This is a genomic window from Streptomyces sp. NPDC050636, from assembly GCF_040654775.1.
Classification (GTDB): domain Bacteria; phylum Actinomycetota; class Actinomycetes; order Streptomycetales; family Streptomycetaceae; genus Streptomyces.
Window position 1 is genome coordinate 1 of the sequence record NZ_JBFAIP010000105.1, and the last position, 20,173, is coordinate 20,173.

At 68.2% G+C, this 20,173-nt stretch carries 18 protein-coding genes and 1 pseudogene; 10 read left to right on the forward strand and 9 right to left on the reverse strand.

What is annotated here, in order from left to right; all coding sequences use genetic code 11:
- A pseudogene (locus AB0I10_RS35375) lies at nucleotides 1-375 on the forward strand (glycosyltransferase family 2 protein); the annotation flags it as partial.
- 94 nt (nucleotides 376-469) lie between these two features.
- On the opposite strand, the gene AB0I10_RS35380 reads toward AB0I10_RS35375, so the two are convergent.
- Nucleotides 470-2,218 carry a hypothetical protein gene (locus tag AB0I10_RS35380; protein ID WP_363156819.1) on the reverse strand — a complete coding sequence of 583 codons (1,749 nt, stop codon included), beginning with the start codon at nucleotides 2,216-2,218 and terminating at the stop codon, nucleotides 470-472.
- Nucleotides 2,219-2,407: 189 nt separating this feature from the next.
- Between AB0I10_RS35380 and AB0I10_RS35385 the strand changes: the two genes are divergently transcribed.
- The 3 genes from AB0I10_RS35385 (at nucleotide 2,408) to AB0I10_RS35395 (ending at nucleotide 5,258) form a co-directional block, all read left to right on the forward strand.
- Nucleotides 2,408-3,514, forward strand: coding sequence for an NAD-dependent epimerase/dehydratase family protein (locus tag AB0I10_RS35385; RefSeq protein ID WP_363156820.1), 1,107 nt, complete (start codon nucleotides 2,408-2,410; stop codon nucleotides 3,512-3,514).
- Between the two features lie 50 nt (nucleotides 3,515-3,564).
- A complete protein-coding gene (locus tag AB0I10_RS35390; protein WP_363156821.1) occupies nucleotides 3,565-4,059 on the forward strand; it encodes an NUDIX domain-containing protein in 495 nt (164 codons plus the stop codon).
- Nucleotides 4,060-4,160: 101 nt separating this feature from the next.
- Nucleotides 4,161-5,258, forward strand: a complete 1,098-nt coding sequence (locus AB0I10_RS35395) for a galactokinase (RefSeq protein WP_363156822.1) — start codon at nucleotides 4,161-4,163, stop codon at nucleotides 5,256-5,258.
- Between the two features lie 34 nt (nucleotides 5,259-5,292).
- Here AB0I10_RS35395 and AB0I10_RS35400 read toward each other — a convergent pair whose 3' ends face one another.
- The 4 genes from AB0I10_RS35400 to AB0I10_RS35415 all read right to left on the reverse strand — a co-directional run bounded on the left by AB0I10_RS35400 (nucleotide 5,293) and on the right by AB0I10_RS35415 (nucleotide 9,720).
- Nucleotides 5,293-6,390: a radical SAM protein gene (locus AB0I10_RS35400; RefSeq protein ID WP_363156823.1), complete on the reverse strand. Its 1,098-nt coding sequence runs from the start codon at nucleotides 6,388-6,390 to the stop codon at nucleotides 5,293-5,295.
- Between the two features lie 196 nt (nucleotides 6,391-6,586).
- Nucleotides 6,587-7,477: a carbohydrate ABC transporter permease gene (locus AB0I10_RS35405; protein ID WP_363156824.1), complete on the reverse strand. Its 891-nt coding sequence runs from the start codon at nucleotides 7,475-7,477 to the stop codon at nucleotides 6,587-6,589.
- Complete coding sequence (locus AB0I10_RS35410) at nucleotides 7,474-8,424, reverse strand: sugar ABC transporter permease (RefSeq protein WP_363156825.1); 951 nt, start codon at nucleotides 8,422-8,424, stop codon at nucleotides 7,474-7,476. Before AB0I10_RS35410 ends, AB0I10_RS35405 begins: the two co-directional genes overlap by 4 nt.
- Nucleotides 8,425-8,427: 3 nt before the next feature.
- Nucleotides 8,428-9,720, reverse strand: coding sequence for an extracellular solute-binding protein (locus AB0I10_RS35415; protein WP_363156826.1), 1,293 nt, complete (start codon nucleotides 9,718-9,720; stop codon nucleotides 8,428-8,430).
- A gap of 297 nt (nucleotides 9,721-10,017) precedes the next feature.
- Between AB0I10_RS35415 and AB0I10_RS35420 the strand changes: the two genes are divergently transcribed.
- Entirely contained in the window at nucleotides 10,018-11,181 is a 1,164-nt protein-coding gene (locus AB0I10_RS35420) for a serine/threonine protein kinase (RefSeq protein ID WP_363156827.1), read from the forward strand.
- 49 nt (nucleotides 11,182-11,230) lie between these two features.
- A complete protein-coding gene (locus AB0I10_RS35425) occupies nucleotides 11,231-11,920 on the forward strand; it encodes an HAD family hydrolase (RefSeq protein WP_363156838.1) in 690 nt (229 codons plus the stop codon).
- Here AB0I10_RS35425 and AB0I10_RS35430 read toward each other — a convergent pair.
- Entirely contained in the window at nucleotides 11,904-13,370 is a 1,467-nt protein-coding gene (locus AB0I10_RS35430) for a N,N-dimethylformamidase beta subunit family domain-containing protein (RefSeq protein ID WP_363156828.1), read from the reverse strand. The genes AB0I10_RS35425 and AB0I10_RS35430 overlap by 17 nt on opposite strands.
- 162 nt (nucleotides 13,371-13,532) lie before the next feature.
- Here AB0I10_RS35430 and AB0I10_RS35435 point away from each other — a divergent pair, with 162 nt between their 5' ends.
- Both AB0I10_RS35435 and AB0I10_RS35440 read left to right on the forward strand, forming a co-directional pair.
- On the forward strand, nucleotides 13,533-14,384 hold the full coding sequence (locus AB0I10_RS35435; protein WP_363156829.1) for a class I SAM-dependent methyltransferase: 852 nt from the start codon (nucleotides 13,533-13,535) through the stop codon (nucleotides 14,382-14,384).
- The gene (locus AB0I10_RS35440) at nucleotides 14,381-15,157 is read left to right on the forward strand and encodes an N-acetyltransferase (RefSeq protein ID WP_363156831.1); all 777 of its coding nucleotides are present in this window, start codon (nucleotides 14,381-14,383) and stop codon (nucleotides 15,155-15,157) included. The genes AB0I10_RS35435 and AB0I10_RS35440 overlap by 4 nt, the downstream gene beginning before the upstream one ends.
- Here the strand turns inward: AB0I10_RS35440 and AB0I10_RS35445 are convergent.
- A complete protein-coding gene (locus AB0I10_RS35445) occupies nucleotides 15,108-16,235 on the reverse strand; it encodes a hypothetical protein (protein WP_363156832.1) in 1,128 nt (375 codons plus the stop codon). The two genes, AB0I10_RS35440 and AB0I10_RS35445, sit on opposite strands and share 50 nt — an antisense overlap.
- A gap of 328 nt (nucleotides 16,236-16,563) precedes the next feature.
- On the opposite strand from AB0I10_RS35445, the gene AB0I10_RS35450 reads away from it, so the two are divergent.
- Nucleotides 16,564-17,859, forward strand: coding sequence for a PP2C family protein-serine/threonine phosphatase (locus tag AB0I10_RS35450; RefSeq protein ID WP_363156833.1), 1,296 nt, complete (start codon nucleotides 16,564-16,566; stop codon nucleotides 17,857-17,859).
- Here the strand turns inward: AB0I10_RS35450 and AB0I10_RS35455 are convergent.
- On the reverse strand, nucleotides 17,742-18,818 hold the full coding sequence (locus tag AB0I10_RS35455) for a mechanosensitive ion channel family protein (protein ID WP_363156834.1): 1,077 nt from the start codon (nucleotides 18,816-18,818) through the stop codon (nucleotides 17,742-17,744). The genes AB0I10_RS35450 and AB0I10_RS35455 overlap by 118 nt on opposite strands.
- A gap of 450 nt (nucleotides 18,819-19,268) precedes the next feature.
- Between AB0I10_RS35455 and AB0I10_RS35460 the strand changes: the two genes are divergently transcribed.
- Nucleotides 19,269-19,697, forward strand: coding sequence for a VOC family protein (locus tag AB0I10_RS35460; RefSeq protein ID WP_363156835.1), 429 nt, complete (start codon nucleotides 19,269-19,271; stop codon nucleotides 19,695-19,697).
- A 203-nt stretch (nucleotides 19,698-19,900) separates the two neighbouring features.
- On the opposite strand, the gene AB0I10_RS35465 is transcribed toward AB0I10_RS35460, so the two are convergent.
- On the reverse strand, nucleotides 19,901-20,173 hold a 273-nt coding region (locus AB0I10_RS35465; protein WP_363156837.1), incomplete at its 5' end, for a Sua5/YciO/YrdC/YwlC family protein.

Here is a 20,173-nt window from a genome sequence, read left to right on the forward strand (position 1 = left end):
GACGCATTCTTCTACGCACACGAGGAGACCGACCTCGCATGGCGGGCCCTCGACGACGGCTGGCACATCCGCTACGAACCGGACATCGTGCTTCAGCACCCATGGACCTCACCCACCCGGCACGCCGTCTACCACCGCATGGTGGCCAGAAACCGCGTATGGCTGGCCAAGCGACACCTCCCAGCCCTCCTGGTACCCCTCTACCTCGGAACCTGGGCACTGCTCACAGCCGCCCGGAACCGGTCCGCAGCAGGACTGCGGGCCTGGGCAGGCGGCTTCGCCGAAGGAGTCCGAACCCCATGCGGACGACGCAAGCCCATGCGCTGGCGCACGGTCTGGCGAATGACGAGACTCGGACGCCCACCGATCATCTAGAGGAGCGCCTGGAAGGGAACCAGCATCTAGCGGGGTGAGCCGTCCGGAGAGCATCTCGCACGACCGCAGGGCCCGCCGCGGTACTCACCCGGCGTCAGGCATCCGGGGCGAAGTGGATGCCCTCGTACGCCAGCCATTGGGCAAACGTGTGCAGGCCATAGGTGAGGTCGGTGGTGGGCTTCCAGTTCGGTGGTGCTGACCGGGACGGCCTCTCCTCACGGCGCCGGGGCGCGTCGGGCGATGCCGCTCCCGTGGCGACCGGCACCGGCCGGACGGCCTTGCGGACCGCCTCCGCCATCTCGGTAACCGTGCACGGAGCGGCGTCCGCGAGCGAGAGCACGCGATCCCGTGGGGGCGTACGCAGCGTCATTGACAGGGCCTCGACCAGGTCGCTGACGTGCACGGGTCTCAGCAGTTCTCCGGCGTTCCCCTCGATGGCCAGCGGATGGCTGCGCAGGGCGTCCCACACCATGCGGCCGATGGGCGAGTTCCGTGAGCAGCCCGGTCCGTACAAGTCCCCGACGTACAGGGTGCAGGCGCCGGTTCGCCTGTCGCGAAGCGTGGCCTCGCCGTCGTGAAGTGCCGTCAGGTCGAGCACCGTGTCCCATGCGGGCGGGACGCCGTCGAGAGCCGCCGGGTCGTCGCGGCGAGCCGCCGAACCGTCACGGCGAGCCGGGTCCAGGGCCGTGACCCGGTGTCCGCGGTCGGTCAGGCCGCGCAGGATGTGCTCCCCCAGGGGGGTCGTGGTGCCGAGCACCCCGACCCGGCGGAACCGGCCGGACCTGCCCGCCCGTGGCCGCGCACCCGCTTCCCGTCCCGCCTCGACGCCGGCCCGGGTGATCCTCGCCAACTCCTCGCGCAGCTGGGCGATCTGGTCCTCGCTCTGCGCATAACTGATGCCGCCGGGGCCCACGGTCGCCAACGCCTCGGCGAATACGGCCGGGTCGGGTGCCCCACCGCTGTCCGACGGGTCGCAGCGGTGCGCCTCCCGGCGATGGACGAATCCCATCGTGAAGGCGGTCAGCCAGGTTCCTCGGGCGATGCCGGGGGTGGCGGCTCCGGCCATTCGTACGATGGCCGATTGGAGCCTTTCGGCCCGCACACCGGATCCTTCGAGGTACTGCTCGCAGTCGAGATGCAGCCACGGCCGCGGCCCGGGGCCGTCGAGGCGGACCGCGCACTGCGCCACGCCTTGTTTGAAGAACGGCAGCACACTCAGGCCGGTCAACCGGGTGCCTTCGTGCCCGGGAACGTCGGAGGGAACAAAGCACACCGACCGACGCGGACCGCGGAATGCGTTTCCGGAGATGCTGCCGTGGTCCTCGTGCTCGGCGAGGTTCGGCACGGAGACGTAAGAAGGGATTCCATTGGCTCGCAAGTATCTGTACATCAGGATGTCATCAGGCCAGCTGTCCAGATGTCGTCTGCCATAAGCCACGAATCCGGCGGCGACACGCCTGGGAAGAATGATCGCCACGCACGGGAAGTACTCATTGACGGCGCCCACCCAGCGCGCTCCCGTCATGGCTCCAAAACGCACCGCGGCCCCATTGCGCGAGTCCCAGAGCGCGAAAAGCGCAAGCGCCGCGTCGGGCATCTCTTCGATCGCCATCCGGACACGTTCGAAGAATGCGCCGGAGAGGATCATGTCGTCCTGGACGACGAGATGATGCGTGGCGCCGTCCTCGATGGCGGACCATGCGCACAATGCCGTACGCAGCACGGACGGCTTCCCGGCGGGATCCGGATCCATGACGACCCGTAACGCTCCCGGAGGCGCGCTCCGGGCCAGCTCTTCCGCTGCTGCAAGGCGTTTCGGGTGGGTCATCACGGCGCCGCTCATCCGATAAAGCGTCACAATTCCTCCGACCGTTTCCGCCGTGCCGGTCAATCCGGCACCAGGTGAATCCGGACAGTACGTCCGTCGCCGTGAGCGCCGCAAGACTGCCGAAATCGCGCTCTGGTACCGGCATTTGGTGAACGACATGCTGACCCCACGATCGGGCGCGCTCACGCGTATGGAGAGGATTCCATGTCTGTGACATCGAATGGCACCGCAACCGGCGCAAGAACCGAACCAAGTGCCGGCATCGGCATCGGCACTGAGGAATCGGTCGCCACCCGTCTGGAGAAACTGCGTGATGCCCGCGTGGTGGTCACCGGCGGCGGTGGCCTGGTGGGAAGTCGTCTGGTGGCGTTATTACGCGGGGCGGACGCCGAGGTGACGGTGCTGGACCGCCTGGACGCGTACCCGGAATCGGCACACAGATTGTTCGGTGTGGAGAAACTCGGCGTGGACGTCGTGGTCGGCGATGTCTGCGACCGGGCAACGGTCCGCCGGCTGGTCACCCGTGCGGACTACGTGGTGCACGCCGCCGCCTACGCCGATGTGGCCGCCTGCACCAGGCGGCCCGACATCGCCTTCCGGGCGAACATCCTGGGCACCCAGGTGGTTTTGGAGGAGACCGCCGCCTCCCAGGCCCGCCGCCTGGTGCTGGTGTCCTCGGCGGCGGTGTACGGCGACGGTGATCCCGGATTCCAGGGCCCACAGGAATTCCGGGAAGACCGGCCGCTTCTCCCGGTGTCCGTCTACGCGAACTCCAAGCTGTGGGCGGAGCACCAGGCCCGTCTCCTGCTGGGCGGTTCCGTCGGCACGGAGTTCGCGGTACTGCGGTACTTCTCCGTATACGGGGACCCTCAGATCCCCAAGCCCGGCAGCCATTCGTGGATGGTGGCGTGGCTGTCCATGCAGGCCCGGCTCGGCCGCCCGATGCGGCTCAACGGAGGCGGGGTGCAGGTGCGGGACCTGGTGCACGTCGAGGATGTGGCCGCCGCGACCGCGCTGGCCCTGATCGAGGAGGGCATGGCCGGGCAGACCGTCAATGTCGGGACGGGCGTGCCGACTTCGGTACGTGAGGTGGGCGAACTGATCGCACCGCACTTCCCCCAGGCCCGGTTCATCACCACCCCGCGGCCGGAGGGCGATCCGCTCGGCGGTTTCGCCGCGACGGAACAGTCCCGTGAGCTGCTGCGGTGGACGCCGCGCATCGACGTCCGCACGGGCGTGGAGCGATATGTGCGCTGGCTGTCCGCCACGCCGCAGGCGGTGCCGGGCTGGCTGACCGAGTCCGCCGCATGACAACCTGCCCCTGCAAAACGGGACATGGCACGGCGAAAGGTGACCCTCAGGTGAGTTACGTCGGCTCGTACATCTGGTCCGTACGCCAAAAAGTGGGCAGCCAACTGCTCCTCGTCCCCGGAGCTCAGGTCCTCCTCCTGGACGAGGCCGGCCGCGGTCTGTTCCAGCAACGTACGGACAACGGGGTGTGGGAGCTGCCGGCCGGGGCGTGCGAGGAAGGCAGCGACTTCGCCGGTACGGCCGTACGGGAGCTCGCGGAGGAGACCGGCCTGCGGGTCGAGCGGGCGGACCTGGTTCCCTTCGGGTCGCTCTCCGACCCGGGGGTCCACACACTGACGTACCCGAACGGGGACGTCACCCATTGTTTCGCGCTGTGCTTCGTGGCCCGTCGCTGGTCGGGAGGGCTTTCCCTGGGCCGGGACGAGGTGGCGCAGGCGGAGTTCCGCGATCTCTCGGACCCGCCGCGCCCGCTGCATCCGCCCACCGCCGCGGTCCTGGAGATGTTCCAGGCGTTCCAGACGACCGGAGGGTTCCAGGCCCGATGAGTGGAGCCCCGATGAGTGGAGCCCCAATAGGTGGAGCCTCGATAGGTGGATCCCCGTTAGGTGAAGCCTCGATCAGTGTGGAGAGAGCAGGACGTGCGATCGTGCCGTGCCGTGCCTGTCTGTCGGGTGAGGATCTGGACTGGCTGGGCGGCAGATCGGTCAGCCTCGCGCTGGATCTGACGACTTCGGTCGAGATACGGCTACCCGCTGCCCGCTCCCCCAAGGACGCTGCGGGCGAGAGCAGGACGGGGAGCTGGCCGGACGAGGTGTGGGCGTTCATGCGGCAGCGGCTCCCTGAGCTCGGCCCGCGGCCCCCTGCCGTGACGGTCCGTAGTACTGCCCCCGCTGCGAGCGGGCTGTCGTCCTCCACCGCCCTGATCGTGGCGCTGTTCGGGGCGTTCGCCGAAGCCTGCGTACCGGCGCCCCGGATCACGGCGCGGACGCTTGCGCAGTGGGCCTACGAGTTCGAGTTCGCGATCTTCAACGGCGGAGGCATGGACCATCTCGCGGTCATCGCGGGCGACACGCTGCTGCTCCAGGGAAGAGAAACCGGGCTTCCGGACATTCGTGGGCAGCTGGAGTTCCCCCGCGAGTGGTCCGTCGTGGTCGTCGACTCGGCGACCAGGAAGGACACCGGCGACCATATCCGCTCCGTACGCGATCAACTCGCCGCCGGGGATGAGCGGCTCGCGGCGTACCTGACGCAGGTCGATGACGCGTCGGCAGCGGTTTGGGAGGCCGTACTCAGCCGCGATCTCGGCGCCCTCGGGGCCGGGATGAGCACGGCGCACGCCGCGATGCGGGACCTTCAAGGGATGTCGACACCGCTGCTGGAGGAGCTGCGGGTGCTGGCCCTGCGCTCCGCCGGCCTGCCGCTGAAACTGAGCGGGGCCGGCGGAGGCGGCGCGCTGGTCGGCGTGTGCCCGGCGTCGGATCGGGACGAGGTCGTCCGCGAGCTGCGGTGTGCGCTGCGCCGTGGGCATCCCCAGGCGCGGGTGATCCCCACCCGTGCGGCCATGGGTCTCGCTCCCGAGGTCACCGGGCAGCGGTGGGGCGGCGGGCCCCCGGCTCAGGTCAACGACCTGACCACGGAGGGAAGTTACTCATCCGGTTCGCCGTCCGATTCCTCGTCTGGATACCCGTCCGATTCCTCGTCTGGATACCCGTCCAGTTCGTCATCCGGATACCCGTCCCGATGAACGCGCCCAGATGAACACGCCTAAATGAGCTCGCCTAAATGAAGGGGTCGTAGTCGCTGCCGGGCTCAGGCGCCACCGTTCCCGCCCCGATCCCGTCGAGTTCGAGGTTGGAACGGTGGCGCGCGCAGTGGAAGCGGCAGTCCCGGCTCGGATCCACGATGCCGCGGTCGGAGCTCCGCCAGATCTCCGCCAGGCTGTCGGTCACCGCGTCACCGATCTTGGCGCCGTCGTTGCCCCGGTGGTAGGAGCACACATACACCCCGGACGGAGTCACGAGTGTGCGCAGCTCCGCCACCCGGCAGCGGTGGTAGTTCTTCTCCTGGACGGGGCCGACCCGGGACCGCAGGGACGTCAAAGTGGAGGAGTTGACGATCTCGAAGGTTTCGTCCTCCCATTGGGCGGCCTGCTTCAACTGGGCTTCTACAGAGGCGAGGACCTCGTCCGGTATCTGTACGACGTGGTGTCCGTCGTCGAACATGGCCTTGGTCTCGAAGTAGTCGCACCCGATGTCATGGGCGAGTTCCGCTGCCTGTAACACCTCGTGGTGATTGCTCACGACGCTGCCGTCCGGTTCCTGCCGTGTCATCACGAGGAAGGAGTAGCCGAGCGCGCCTTTCTTGGCCTCGGCGAGCAGGCGCATATTGGCGATGACCTTGTCGAAGACGCTGCGGCCCTTGCGGTCCGGCCGGAAGAGGCGGTACGTCTCGCTGGTTCCGGCATCGACGGATATCCGTACCCACGAGGCGAATTCCGCCAGCTCCGGCAGGTTCTGTTTGATCAAAGTGCCGTTGGTGACCACGCCGATGCCGATGCCTGCCTCACCGAGGACGCGGAGCACCGTACGGGTCCCGCGATGCGCCAGCGGCTCCCCGCCGCCGATGAGAACGACCGCCTGGACGGACATCTCCACCAGTTCCGCGGCCAGTTCGGCCAGCCGCTCGGGAGTGAACCGCCCCTGATTGAGTAACTTGCCGCTGATGCACTCCGGGCATGCCAGGTCGCAGAAGGTGGTCGGGTCGAGGTCCACGACCAACGGGCCGCTGGAGGGGCCCCCGGAGGCCGCTTCGAGGATCCGCGGCCAGCCCGACGGCTGGTACAGCTTGGACACCAGGTCCAGACGGTCGAACGTCACGGTGATCTCCTGCGAGATTGGGAACGAGGGATTTACGCGCGCGTGCGGTCCGCGTGCGGTCCGCGTGCCGAAAGCGGGTCCTTGGGACACGTCCTCGCCCGTAGGCGGAACGCGTCCCGCGCCGGTGGCCCTCTGCTCGTGGCGCCACCGGACGCCGGGGGCCGCGCAAAGGGGCCGCCGTGTGGTGTCCTCGCGGTCATCCCTTGACGGCCCCGGCCGCCAGGCCCGTGGTGACCCGGCGCTGGACGATCGCGAAGAAGACCGCCACGGGGAGTGCGGTGAGCGTGGCGCCCGCCATCAGCCCGCCGTAGTCGGTGCCGAAGCTGGTCTGGAACGACACCAGCCAGATGCTGAGGGTCTGCTTGTCATTGCTGGACAGCAGTACGTAGGCGAGGACGTATTCGTTCCATGCCTGGATGAGGGCGTAAATGGAAGTGGCCACCAACCCCGGGGCCAGGAGGGGAAGAACGACCCGGCGGAAGGCCGCCAGGCGGGTGCAGCCGTCGACCATCGCCGCTTCCTCCAGCTCCACCGGAATGCCGACGATGAATCCCCGGATCAGCCAGACCGTGAACGGCAGCATGAACACCAGATAGGTGAGGATCACGCCGAGCAGACTGTCGGTCAGTCCGGCATCGCTGAGCAGCAGATAGATCGGAATGATCAACCCGGCGAGCGGGATCATCTGGACGCACAGAATCACCAGGACGAATGCCTTTCGCCCCGCGAAGGAGAATCTTGCTACGGCGAACGCACCGAGCGTACCGATCAGCAGGGAGACGAGTACGGTGCCCACGCCCACGATGACGCTCGCCTGCACATTGGGCCAGAAGGTCGGGGTGTCGATGGCCCTCCGGAAGTGTTCCAGTGTCAGATGGCCCGGCCAGAACTCCGGGGGGCTTTGCTGGATCTTGCCGGCCGGCCGGAACGCGGTGAGGAGCATCCAGTAGATCGGGAATGCCATCACCGCGCTGAGCAGAAGTCCGAGTGCGTTGGCCGCGAGCCTGCGGTGGCGGGAGCGCGGGGTTCGCGGGTGTTCCCGCTGCTTGGCTCTGCCCGTCGTCCCGGGGCCGGGGGCAGGATTCACTCGGTATCTCCCATGGTGAGGATCTGGCGCACGTAGACGACGGCACCGCCCAGCAAAAGCACCACCGTGATGACTGCGATGGCCGCCCCTGCGCTATAGCGGTTGACGGCGAAAGACTCGGTGAAGGAGTAGACGCCGAGCAGGTAGTACTCCTTCTCGGGCTGGCCGCCGCGCATCAGCCAGATCTGGTTGAACACCCCGAAATCCCAGATCGCCGAAAGCGAAGTGACCAGGACAAAGGCCGGTTTGATCACCGGAAAGGTGATGCTTCTGAACAGCTGCAGGCCGCGTGCGCCGTCGACCGTCGCCGCTTCCTCCAGTTCCTGGGGGACCTGGCTGAGCGCCGCCTGGAGGGTGACGGCGGCGAACGGAACGGCGCCCCACACCACGACGCAGCCGATGACGGCGAAGCCCTGCCAGGGGTCGTCGAACCAGTTGTGCTTGCTGAAGTCCAGCCCCGGCAGCAGCCCGAGCAGCCAGTTGACGACGCCGTGGTCCGCGTCGTACAGCCAGCGGAATATCGAGGCCGCGACCATGATCGGCATGGCCCATACGGCGACGAGCGCGCCGGCCATCGTCATCCGCACCCATGGCGCCACCCGGCGCATCAGCAGGGCGACAAGCATCGCCAGCGTCATGGTGGCGGTGACACACACGAGCGTGAACAGCGCGGTGCGGCCGACGACACCCCAGAAGAAGGCGTCGGTGAGGATCGTCCGGTACTGGCCGAGTCCCGCCCAGGGCGGGGTCGTACCGCTGAACAGCTGTCTGCGGGTCATGTCCTGGAACGACAGCAGGACCAGATTGACGAGGGGGTAGCCGAGGACGGCGGCGAGGGCGAGTACGGTCGGCGCGATCAGCAGGTAGGGCAGTGCGAGACGCCGGGCCGAGCGCCGGGGGTTCCGCACGCGCATGGCACCGCGGCGGCGGCCTTCGTGGTCGCTCACCGATCAGTTCTCGTTGATCACAGCGTCGATCCGGTGGTCTGCGGCGCGGGCGGCGCCCTGCACCGATTGCCTGCCCGTCGCGATGTCCTGCAGCATTTCCTGAAGGACGTTGGACTTCTCGACCGCCCCCCAGCCGGGGGCGAGTGGTGTGACCCAGCCTCGTTCGGCGGCTTTCGCGGCCGGTCCGTTGACCCCGTCGGCGGCCACCTCACGCAGTTGAGCGGTGTTGTTCGGCAGCGTGTCGGCGGCGATCAGCCGGCGCTGCGAAGCGGGATCGGTGAACATCTTGATCCACTCGCCGGCCAGGTCCTGGTTCTCCGACTTGGCGGGCACCGCCAGCGTGGAACCGCCCAGGAACGGCGGCAGCAGCTTGCCCGACGGGCCGGGGAAGGCGAAGGTGGCGAACTTGCCGCGGAGCGCTGGATTGCCACCGGACCTGCTGTCGGTGGCGGCCTTGGCCTCCCAGGTGTTGCCGTAGAACATGCCGACGTGGCCCTGGCCGACGACCGCCGGTTCGTCGCCGTTGTCCTTGGACCGGTCGCCCACGTAGTAGGCATCCAGGAGGTTCTTCCAGGCCGTCAGCCCGGCGACGGACCGGGCCGAGGACAGCGCCCCCTGCCAGCGTCCGCCCTTCTCCACCGCTATCTCGCCGCCCGCGTCCTTCACAAAGGCCATCGCGGCGTACCAGTAGCGGCCGGGCATGTAGAAGGCGGAGAAGTTCTTGTCCCCAGCGCCGAACTTCCGCTTCAGTTTGTCGAGGTCCGCGATCATCTCCGGGTAGCTGCGCGGGGCATGGTCGACGCCGATCTCTTTGAGCAGATCTGTACGGTAGATGCCCACGCGCGCGCCCGCGTAATAGGGGACGCAGTACGTCGTACCGTCCATCTGACAGGCATCCCTGAGCGCGCCGATCCATTTCTTCGAATGGTCGAACTTCCCCGGGTCCAGGGCGGCGAACGCACCGTTGACGATGTAATTCGTGGTCTCACTGTTTCCCATCTCGACCACATCGGGCACATCCTGGCCCGCGAGCGCGGCATCGATTTTCTGGTTCTTGCTGGTCCATTGCTGGTATTGCACCTTCACATTGACCTTCGGGTGTTTCTTGTGAAAGCGCTCATTGACCGTGGTAACCAGGTCCGGCCAGCTTTCCTGGGCGTCCACGGTGAGCCAGACCGTCAGGTCGCTGGAACGTTCGGCCGCGGCAACCGGCTTGTCACCGCCACAGCCGACCACCGGCGCCAGCAATGCAAAGGCCCCCAGTCCCGCGGCGAAACGGGAGATGCGCTCGGCCATGGTCTCCTCCGTCCGGGTTGTCGGAACCGGGGGCCTATCTACCCCGCGCGGGCCGGCAATCTACCCAAGGGAGCTTTTCCGGCCACAAAGTCCGCTCCCGAAAATGATCTGCCGCTCAAACCGTGCCACTCATACGGCAGGCCGGGCACCATTGCGAGCCACGGAAACACACCGGTGCGCGACCGGAGGATTGACGCAAAAACTGCTCTGCACAACGGACCCGCCCTTGACGCTGACGTATCCGGGGCCTCACTTTTGCTCGGGTGTCTCCCACGTCCCCTATCGAAGGGTCTGCACGTGACTGAAAACGGCACGACAACCGCGGATTCGGACACCCGGCCGCTGAAGGTCAATTCATGGAACGGCTGGGATCCCCTGCGGCACGTCGTCGTCGGACGGGCCGACAGCGCGGTGGTGCAGGCACCCGAACCGGCGGTGCGCCGGGACTTTCCGGACGACGGCTTTCCGCTGGGTACGTACGGCCCGATGCCGGAAGAGATGACCGCCGAAGCCAATGAGCAGCTGGACAACTTCGCCGGGATGTTGCGCCGGCGGGGCATCCGGGTCGACCGTCCGACGCCCGTCGACTTCAGCCAGAAGGTCGCCACCCCCGACTGGACACAGGACTCGATGTCCGGCTGTATGCCGCCCCGCGACCTGCTTCTGACGGTCGGCAACGAGATCCTCGAAGCCACCATGTCCTACCGCAGCCGTTGGTTCGAGTACCTGTGTTACCGGCCCGTCCTGCAAAAGCTCTTCGACGCCGACCGGAACATGCGCTGGGAAGCGGCGCCCAAACCACGTCTGACGGACGCCTCCTACCACCCGGGGTTCTGGGACACCTACAACACCCTCGGCACGCAGGAGCAGTTGACCCGGGTACGCGACTATGACCTGGTGCTGACCGAGGCGGAGCCGCTGTTCGACGCCGCCGACGTGGCCCGCTTCGGCAGGGACCTCTTCGTCCAGCTGTCGTTCGTCACCAACCGCAGCGGATACGAGTGGCTGCGGCGCCACTTCCCCGACCACAGGGTGCACGCGGTGACCTCCACCAACACCCACCCCCTGCACATCGACGCCACCTGGGTGCCGCTGCGGCCCGGTCTGGTGCTGCACTGCGGTGAGCGGCTGGCGGACGCCGAGCTGATGGAGTTCTTCAAGCTCAACGACTGGGAGATCGTGGAGGCGGTACAGCCAGCCAGTTGGGAGCACCCGCCGAAGCTGTCGTACTGCAGCCCGTGGCTGGCAGGGAACATGCTCAACCTCGATCAGAACACGCTGTGCATCGAGGAGAAGGAAGGTGCGCTGGCGGACCAGCTCGTGTCGTACGGCTTCGAGGTGGTGCCGGTGCCGTTCCGCGCGGTGGGCCCGTTCGGCGGGGGTCTGCACTGTGCGACCTTCGACATCGAACGGGACGGGGAGCTGGAGGACTACTTCCCGCGCCGGTACGGCCGGTTCTGAGGCTCCGTTGGCCGGCACGGTGGCCGGGCGCCCCGCGGACGTCCAGGGAGTGGTTTTCGATTTCTACGGCACGCTCGTGCGCATGGTGCCGCCGTTGCCGCCCAGCCACCGGTCGGTCTTCGCCCGCCGGGGCCTGACCGAGGCCGCCGCGAAGTGGGGTGATCAGTGGCGGGTGGGGCCGCGGGACGGCGAGCTGCACGCGGCCCACTCCGTCAGCCGGGAGACGTACCGGGCCTGGGAGCTGGACCGCCTGCGGCGACGGGCGCTCGCCTGTGGGGTTCCGGAGGCCGAAGTGGACGGCCTCGTCGCCGAAATCGACCGCGTGATGAAGGATCTCCGCCTGGCGCTCTTCGACGATGTACTGGAGGTGCTCACGGAACTCCGCGCGCGGGGCCTGGTGGTGGCGGTGTGCTCCAACTGGTTCTGGGACCTGGACCGGGCCATCGAGGACGTCGGCCTGACCGGGGTGGTGGACGTGGCGGTCACCTCGGCCCGTGCCGGGGCACGCAAGCCGCACCCCCGTATCTACCGGGCGGTGCTGGACGGCTGCCGGCTGCGCCCGGAACAGGCCTTGTTCGTGGGGGACATGTGGGCGGCGGATGTGGCAGGTCCATTGGCGGCCGGGATGCGGGCCGTGCACCTGTGGCGGCCGGACCGTGCTGTCGAGGGCGCGGCCCCGCCCGTACCGGACGGGGCCGCGCGGATCGGCACGCTGCGTGCCCTCACGGACCTGCTGTAGCCCGGCGGGCCAGCCGGTCCAGCACGTTACGGGTCACGCGGACGACGTTGGCGTCCAGTTCATGGCCGCAGACCACGGGCCAGTCGGTGGTACCGGCCGTGAACACCGTGCCGCCGGCGGTGTACAGCCCCATGGTGGCCGCGCGCGGGCCGGTGATTTCCGGCTCGCGCGCGGGGCAGTTCCAGTGTCCGGATTTGAGGTGGTGGAAGTCCTCGTTGACCGGGTCCAGGAGGTAGACACCCAGAATGAGAGAGGACTTGGGTGTGCCGTCCGCGCCGGTTGCCCGCGCGGTGCCCGCCGCGTCGTACGCGAAGGCGGCGCCGTCACATTCGTAGCCGATCAGCGCGGTCCCGGCGCCGAGAGCGTCCACGGTCCCGCCGTCCGAACCGTCGCGCAGCCCCGTCCCCTCGAAAACCCAGTGATCGGCATGCTGCACCCGGTATCCCGCGCGGGGCCGGTCGCCCGGCCAATCGCCGGGCCACATACCGCCGTTGCGGAAGCTGACGCCGGTCAGGGTGTTCTCCGGTTCGCCGACTCCCTCGGGCGGCGGCGGCCACCACAGGTCCGTCGCCGGGAGGTGCGGGTACGTATTTCCCACGTGATGGTCGGTGTCCGAGACGAACGCGGTGTCCCCATCGGTCAGATGGACCCGCCACCAGCAGGTGTTCGCGCTGAAGAACGCCACGTTCCCACCCGCGCGCACGAACGCCGCCACATGGTCGCGCATCGCCGCGCTCCAGTACTCGTCGTGTCCGACGCTGAGCAGCAGGTCGTACGGGGTGAGCAGGTCCGGGTCCTGGTGCAGATCCAGATCGGTGCAGTATTCGACGTCGTATCCGCAGCGCTCCAGCCAGGCGATGAACGGCGCGTCCCAGTAGGCGAGATCGATGACGCCGCCGGGCCGGTGCATGCTGAGCTGGTGACCGCCGGGCCTGCCCGCACCGCCCGCGCGGTACACGGGGTTGTCGTAGAGGCTGCTCGCGCGCTGCGCGTCCGCGCGGTCCGAGCGGTTGTAGGCGTGCCGGGTGAACGTCGACTTCTTGTACAGGATGCGGGCGGCCCGGCCGGGCAGCTGCGGTCTGACGAGGAAGAACTCCCGCGCGTATCCCTCGATTCCGGTGTCGTCCAGAAGGGGCGTGGACCGCGCGCGGTGGTCGTCGCCGTCGATGAAGTGGGCGAGGTAGACACCCGGAGGCCAGTCGTCCGGTATGGGGAAGTCGTAGGGCGGCCAGTCCCAGGCCACGGCGGGCGAGGCGTGCCCGGCGACACCGTCGGGATGTGGTGGCGCGGCCCGAAACACCCCGGGGAACGTGGCGGACTCCGCCATGAAGGTCAGTTCCCGGCCCAGACGGTAGAAGCGGACGCGGAATTCGGTGGCGTCCGTGGAGACATGGAACGTCAGAATCCGGCCGGCTATCACACTTTCCCGGTCCACATATCCTTCGATCATTCACGTCATGCTAGACGCCACTGCGACCCATAACAACGGAAACGACGGGACCGGCCCTCCTGGGGCGAATTCAGGACAACGAGCGTAATCGGTGACTGCCTTCGCTGCGGCGCGGGTAGTCCGGCAGGCACGGCAATCTCCGGCGCGCCATGAAGGATATCGATGGACAGTGAATTCCGGGTTCGAGAACTCGTACTGGGCATTGAGGGACTGGCCCTGCTGCGTCATGCGATGAACGGGGACGAGAAGTTCCTGAAGGCACGGGTCGAGGAAATTCGCACCTTCGCCTCGGGGCAGGGGGAGGGTCTCCCGGACGGCGGGGCGGCGGTGAGCGAACTCGACGCAGCGGCCGGCTACGCGGCCTGGTCCAGGGTCTACGACTCCCTGCCGAGCTCCTACATCGAGGTCGAAGAGCCGGTGGTCCACGAGCTGCTGGACCAGGGCCCGGTGGGCACCGCGCTCGACGCGGCCTGCGGCACGGGACGGCAGACGGCGGCCCTGACGGCACGCGGGTACCGCACGATCGGGGTGGACCAGTCGCCGGAGATGCTCGACCGGGCCCGTGTCAACGCCCCCGACGCCGAGTACCGCCACGGACATCTGGAGCGGCTGCCGCTGGCCGACGACTCCGTCGACCTCGCCGTCTGCTCCCTGGCCATGACACATCTGCCGGACCTGTCCGCGGGCGTCGCCGAGCTGGCGCGCGTCGTCCGGCCGGGCGGACGGATCGTCATCTCCGACATGCACCCGTTCGTCATCTCGCTCCAGGGCCAGTGCCTGTTCGTCAACGGCACCGACCGGCTGGCATTCGTACGCAACCACGTACATCTGCCCAGCAGTTATTTGAACGCCTTCATCTCGGCCGGGCTGAGTGTGCGGTCCTGCCATGAACCGGTCTTCAACGGCAGGCTGGCTCCCGGCGGTTACGAAGAGTCCATCGCCGACGCCGCGCGTGCCGCCTGGGACGGAATCCCGCTCGTCATAATCTGGGCAGCCGAAAAGAGTGATGCATGACCGTACAGATGGTGCGTCACTCCGAACGGCCGGAACTCTGGGACCGCATCCCCGAGAAATTCGCCGGCGTGGTCCCGGAATACAACCTGCACGGAGATATCAACGGAAGCTACTGGACGCGGCTCTTCGACGATTTCCCGGACCACCAATTCGTCCTGTACGACGACGAGGGCGATGACATTCTGGGCGCCGGACGCTCCCTGCCGCGCACATGGGACGGCACTCCCGGCGGTCTGGGATCCGGGCTCGACGACTCGATCGCGGCGGCCTTCCGCGACCACGACGCCGGAGCCGGGCCGGATGCCCTGTGCGCCCTGGGGATCGAGATCCCGCACGCCCACCAAGGCAAAGGGCTGTCCACGGTGCTGCTCCAGCAGATGGCGGAAATGGCCCGCTCCGACGGACTGGCCCATGTGATCGTGCCGGTCCGCCCGACGTGGAAGGACCGGTATCCGCTCGTCCCGATCGCGCGGTACGCGGCCTGGACGCGTGCCGACGGCTCGCCCTTCGACCCCTGGATCCGCACCCAGGTACGGCAGGGCGGTGTCATCACGGCATCCGTCGCGCGCTCGTCACGTATCACCGGCACGGTGGCCGAATGGGAGGCGTGGACCGGGATGGCGTTCCCCGATGACGGCGAGTACGTCTTCCCCGGAGGGCTTGCCACGCTGTCCGTCGACCGTGGACGCGACCGGGGTGCGTACTGGGAACCGTGCGTCTGGATCACCCACGACGTACGAGAGCGGGCCCCAGGAGCAGACTCCCGCACCTGATCGCGCTCCAGGCGTACGCCGTGAGCAGCTCGGCATGCTCCGGGAGAACGCCGGGACGCCGTTCGGGCGGCAGACCCGCCAGGGCGACCGTGGACACCGCCGCACCGCGCAGGCGCACACGCGCCTGATCGGTCTCGGCCCGGATGCCCGCGGCCTGCGGCGCATGCCGCCGAGCGGCGTCCTCGGCCTGCCTGCCCAGGAGCAGGCAGTGGATCCACAGCTCCTCCGCGAAGGGCGCGCCGAAGTGCCGCGCCACCTCCGATGCGGTGTCCGGAGGGCAGTTCCGCCGTGCGACATCCCGCACCTGCCCCTCCGTGAGGCCGGTAGCGGGCAGGGCCTCCTGCCACCTGGCGTGGTGGCGTGGATCGGCGGCTTTCTCCTGCCCGGCCATGCGCAGATAGCCCTCCCCGTACCGCATGTACGGCAGCCAGTCCAGCTCTTCCAGCACCCACCCGTGGCAGAGGAGCGGGCGGGCATCCGCGGCGCCCACCGGGCAGACAGCCCGTCGGACACCCTGTGACGCATGCCCGTTGATGCTGCTGGTGCCGATGTGCTCCACGACATTGGGTACGGAAAGCAGACCCGCCCGTCCCACCTGACGCAGGAACATGGCCATGACCTCATCGTCGTGGCGCTCCGCGCTGTCCCGGGCGAACCGCCGGAATCCGGTCGCCATATCCGCGGGCAGGCAGATGGCCAGCGTCGGAGCGAATTCCTCCGGTACGGCGCGCACCCAGCCCGCCCCGGCCAGTGCGGCAAGCCGGGCCGCGGCGCCGTTCCGCGCATGCCAGTTCGTGTAGAAGATCAGCGCGTCCTCCGGAAACCGCGACGCCGAGCCGGCGACGAGGCCGAGCAGCTCGGGCGGCGCGGCCACATCGTCCTGCACCACCAGATGGTGGGTCGCCGTGTCGGAGACGGCGGACCAGGCCACCAGCGCGGTCCGTAACGCCGAGGGCGCGCCGTTCGGATCCGGGTCCATGGCCAGCCCCCCGAGACCGAGCCGGGTGGCCAGCGCCTCGGCCTGGTCCCTGCGCACCGGATGCGTCATGACAGCCGAACTGACCCGAACTGCGGTCATCAAAGCGCCCCTTCGCCGGTCACCGGGGCCCCATCGTGACAGACGACCGAGCCACCCCTGGGCGGCGAGGAGAACAACGGCCGGATCCCGTCGGTCCGGTAAAAGGGCCCGCTGCCGCCCTTCTCATGCGGCTCCGCAGGTGATCGTTCCCGGACCTCCCCGGAACGGCCGGTGCGACGCCGGCCGGGCCGTCACGGCCTCTATGCCCGGGAGGCGCGGAGGCCGGCACGGGCGATGAGTGGAACAGTGAGCTTCGACGAGGCAGGCTGTAGTCATGCGGTCGCTCTTCCGCTCGTCTTCTCGACCAGGAGCGAGCGGTCACAGTCGGATGCTGTTCACACTCGCGCAGTGTGTGCCGTTCGCGATCGCACTGCTCGTGGTGGGCATCGAGCTCTCGCCCGCACACTTTCTGTATACCGGCCCCCTCCTCACCGCGACGCCGGCGCTGGCCGCGGTGACGACGGGTCCCAAGGGCACCGTCTCGGCAGCGGCTGTCGCTCTCGCCGTCAGCGTGACCACCGCCACCTACAACCAGGCATGGGGCAGCCAGCAGGTCTACACCAACCTCCTGGCTCTTTTCCTGGTGTCGGTGGCCAGTATCACGATGAGTAGTGCCGTGCGTACCCGCAGGGAGAGCGAGCTCAACCAGGTCCGCCGGATCGCCGTGGCAGCACAGGAGGTCCTGCTGCGGCCGGTGCCCGCCCGGCTGGGCCCGGTGCGGGCGGCCAGCCTTTACCTCGCTGCTGAGATGGGGGCGCAGATCGGCGGTGATCTGTACGAGGCCGTGCAGACCCGGTACGGGGTCCGGATGATCGTGGGGGACGTCCGGGGCAAGGGGCTGCCTGCTGTGCGCTCGGCCGCAGCTGTGCTGGGCGCGTTCCGGGAGGCCGTGCACTATGAGGATGACCTGGGAGAGGTGATGAACCACTGCGTGGCCGCCCTGCGACGGGAGTGCGCCATGCCGGGTGCGGTCGATCAGGAAACCCGGTTGGAGGGCTTTGTCACCGCGATCGTGGTTCAGGTGCCGGACGGACCCGTGGTCGAGGTGGTCAACCGCGGCCATCCGCCGCCGCTGGTGCTGCACCAGGGCAAGGTCCGGCTCCTGACACCCACCTCCCTACTGCCGCCCCTCGGCCTGGAAGACTTCATCACCGGTCCTCCGGGCACGGCGGAGAGCTATCCGTTCACGCCCGGCGACCGTCTGCTTCTGCACACCGACGGAGTGATCGAAGCCCGCAATCACGACAACGACTTCTTCGCCCTGCCCGAGGCCATGGAAGCGGTGCGCGCCGACACCCCGCAGGAGTTCCTGCAGCAACTGCACCAGGGGTTGATCCGACATACCCAGGGCCGCCTGGCGGATGATGTGGCGATGATCCTCGCTGATCGGCTCGGCGAAGAAGGCGGCAACCAAGTCGACGCAGTTGCCGACTCCTTGTCGACGTTCCCCGAAGTCAGTCCACGCTCGGACGTCGATGGTCGCCGGAAGGTGGGCCTGCCGCGTTCCTACGGCACCAGGTCCGACGTTCCGCGCTGGTGCGGCAGCGAGATCCCATCGGACTGCTGCAGTGCCACGGTCCGCGTCGGGGCGGGAATCCTGATGCCCTCGGCCCGGTACCGCTGATGCAGGCGCTTGATGAACTCGTGCTTGATCCGGTACTGGTCACTGAACTCGCCGACCCCCAGGATCGCCGTGAGGCTGATCCTGGAGTCTCCGAACGTGTGGAAACGGACGGCCGGTTCATGGTCCGGGAGGGCACCGCTGACGTCGGTCATCACACTCTGCACGACCTCGATGGTGACCCGCTCGACGTGTTCGAGATCGCTGTCGTAGCCGACTCCCACCTGCACCAGGATCGACAGCTGCTGTTCCGGCCGGGTGAAGTTGGTCATGTTGGTGCCGGCCAGTTGAGCGTTGGGGATGATCACCAGGTTGTTGGAGAGCTGGCGCACCACGGTGTTACGCCAGTTGATGTCCACGACATAGCCCTCCTCGCCGCTGCTGAGCCGGATGTAGTCACCGGGCTGCACCGTCTTCGACGCGAGCACGTGCACACCCGCGAAGAGGTTGGCGAGCGTGTCCTGCAGCGCCAGGGCCACTGCAAGGCCACCCACGCCCAGCGCGGTGAGCAGCGGGGCGATGGAGATGCCCAGAGTCTGCAGCACGATGAGACCGCCCATCGCCAGCACCACGATGCGCGTGATGTTGGCGAAGATGGTGGCCGATCCCGCCACTCCGGACCTGGACTGGGCCAGGGACTTCACCAGACCGGTGATCACCCGGGCCGCGGTGAGCGTGACGACCAGGATGAGCAGCACGGCCAGCGTTCGGTTGACGTAGTGCCCAACCGTCGCCGTCAACGGCAGCGCCGCGGCGGCCGCCGCCAGGCCGCCACATATCGCCGCCCAGGGCACCACGGCCCGCAATGCATCCACGATGACGTCGTCCCCGCTCCACCGCGTTCTGCGCGCGTGCGTGGCCAGCCAACGCAGGGTCGCTCGCAAAAACAGGCCGGCCGCGATACCTGCGGCCAGCACGGCCCCGGCGACGATCAAGTCATGCAGTGTGAGGGCATGGTTCACCGGCCGGCTCCCACTGCCCGGAGAAACAGCTCTTCTGAGCACCGGATGTAACGTTTCGTCACCTTGCCACCTGCTTGTCTCTAGGACTGTGAACGCACCGGGACATCCACCGACACCCCGACACGAGCAGCCATCCTGCCGCACCCGGCGAGGCAGGCAGCCGGTGCCCCGGCCGTCGAGCACGGGGCCCGGCGGGCGCAGGAGTTCGCCGAGATCGGTGATGTGGAGAAGCGGGACCGCAAGGCCCCGCGTTGTCTCGGCCCACGCCGGCCACTAAGATCAACCGCGTGACTGCCGGGTCGGCCATGGGCCATGTACGAGTGAGGCTCCCGGCCTCGGCGTGAGTACGAGGCGGGCAAGAGCCCCGCCTCCCCTCTCCGCGTCTTTCCTCCCGGCGCCCGTACGCGGCGCCCCATCCCAGCGGATCCCAAGACCCGGAGACACACTCACATGCCGCACGAACAGCAGCACCAGTACGAGCCCGAGAGCCCAGTTGCCGCCGTACAGCTGAACCACACCGCCATCTACGCCAAGGACCGGCAGCTGTCGGCTGAATTCATCGCCGCGATCCTGGGGTTGAAGGTGAGCGCCCCGTTCGGGCCGTTCCTGCCCGTCGACCTCGGCAACGGCGTGACGCTCGACTACTACGAGAAAAGTGACGAGCCGATCCAGTCACAGCATTACGCGTTCCTCGTGCCCGACGAGCAGTTCGACGGCATGATCGCCCGTCTGGAGGCGGTCGGAGTCACCTACTACGCCGACCCCCACCACACCGAACCCGGCCAGATCAACCGCCTCTTCGGGGGCCGTGGCGCGTACTTCGACGACCCGGACGGCCACAACCTGGAGATCATGACGCGGCCCTACGTCCGACCCTAGAAGGCCGCCCGGCGGACGATCCGCCGGGCCTTCCAGCACGTCTTGATCCGCCGCCGACCGCACCACCACGTTCAGCCGTCCACAGCACGGTGCAGCGGCTTGTGGTGCGGTTCAGCGGCCTGCGTCCGCGTCCCGCGTCCTGCGGCGGTCATCCGCGTGTGCGCCCCGACGTCTGGGGATAGGGCGTAGCCGTTCCGCCACCGCTACTCGAATCGCGCGGTGTCGCCTGCCCCTCGGCGTACGATCTCGGCTTCGCCGCCGGAGAAGTCGATGACCGTGGTCGGCTCGGTACCGCAATCGCCCGAGTCGACCACGGCGTCCACCACGTGGTCGAGACGCTCCTTGATCTCCCAACCCTGCGTCATCGGCTCGTCCTCGTCGGGCAGAAGCAGGGTGCTGGACACCAGCGGCTCACCCAAGTCGGCGAGCAGAGCCTGAGCAACGACATGGTCAGGAATGCGGACTCCGACCGTCTT